Source organism: Polynucleobacter aenigmaticus (genome assembly GCF_002206635.1).
Classification (GTDB): Bacteria; Pseudomonadota; Gammaproteobacteria; order Burkholderiales; family Burkholderiaceae; genus Polynucleobacter; species Polynucleobacter aenigmaticus.
Map to the genome: position 1 here is coordinate 1 of NZ_NGUO01000035.1, position 1,348 is coordinate 1,348.

Consider the following 1,348-nt stretch of genomic DNA (forward strand, 5'->3'; position numbering starts at 1 on the left):
GTGAAATCTTAGGTGAATGAGCCGGCTTGCTTAATCGTTTCATTTGCCCAAGTGATTTGGTTTATTGGTTTTTAAAGATAAAAATGACGGTGCAATTAATCTGGCGGTTTTTTCATATCTGGACCCAAAACAATCTCTGCGTTCATGGCTATTTGCGCTAAATCATCAGCTGATATGTAGGGCATTGGCGGCAAGAATCGGTTGCTATCAGTAGCTCGCGTTATTTTCTAATTTTTTAATGAATTTTTATAAAAAATTCATTAATTCAATAAATGGCGGATTCAAACACGAAGTGCAACACGGTTTAAAGATTGCATAAAGACTTCACTTGGTGTTTTAAATCCCAAGCGCTTTCTGGGTCGGTTGTTTAATTGATCTTGGATCATTCTAAGCTCCTCATCCGTTACGGTTGATAACTGTCTTTTCTTGGGGATGTATTGCCTTAGCAGTCCATTGAAGTTTTCATTCGATCCCCTTTGCCAGCTAGCAAAAGGATCGGCAAAGTATGTGGTGCTATTTAATGCAGCATCAATTTTGCTGTGTCCTGCAAATTCCTTCCCGTTGTCAAAAGTAATAGTTTTGACCAGTGGGGCTAAGGGACTCAGTTTGTTAATGATGGCGCTACCTACTGAATCAGCAGTTTTATTGATGACTTTGGCGATGAGGGCATAACCACTCTTACGTTCTACTAAGGTCACTACGGCTTGCTTGTGATGGGCTCCAATGATGGTATCGCCTTCCCAATGACCCACTTGGGCTCGAGTCTCAATATGGACCGGGCGCTCGCTAATGGGCCTTCTGCCGATGATCTGACCTCTGCGTTCCCGACCGCTGGCATAGCGCTTTTTACGCTTCTTTTGGCAGCGCAGCTGTTGATATAGGCTACCGCCAGCCGCTTTATCCGCATAGACATGGCGGTAAATCGTCTCATGGCTAATGCCTACTTGATTGGCAATTTGGACTGGGCTCCACTTGTCTAAGAGGCAATCAACTGCCTTGCTCCAGTCGGTAGCAGCAATCTGGGTAGCGTTGCGAGAGCCTAAGGATCGTTCTTGCGTCAAGAGACAGGCTTGCCTAGGTCGATAACCCTTACCTCCCGTATTGCGAGCAAGCTCACGGCTAATGGTCGACTTATGTCTATCCATCAGCTTTGCAATCGTGGGTTGGTTTTCCGTCTTTCATGAGGATATAAATCTGATATCGTTCAGTTTGGCTAAGGTGTTGATAGGTCATGGCTACTTTGACTTGCAGGTCTAGAAGCTTTGGATACTAAAACATCCTTAGCCACTAGGCGTTTATCAAAGTTGCACTTCGTAGTTGAATCCGCCAATACATCAGGAACCAATTT

General features: G+C 44.4%; 1 pseudogene. It reads right to left on the reverse strand.

Annotated elements, in window-relative coordinates:
• Nucleotides 1-281: 281 nt before the first annotated feature.
• Nucleotides 282-1,233: pseudogene (locus CBI30_RS11015) on the reverse strand (IS30 family transposase).
• Between the last annotated feature and the right edge of the window lie 115 nt (nucleotides 1,234-1,348).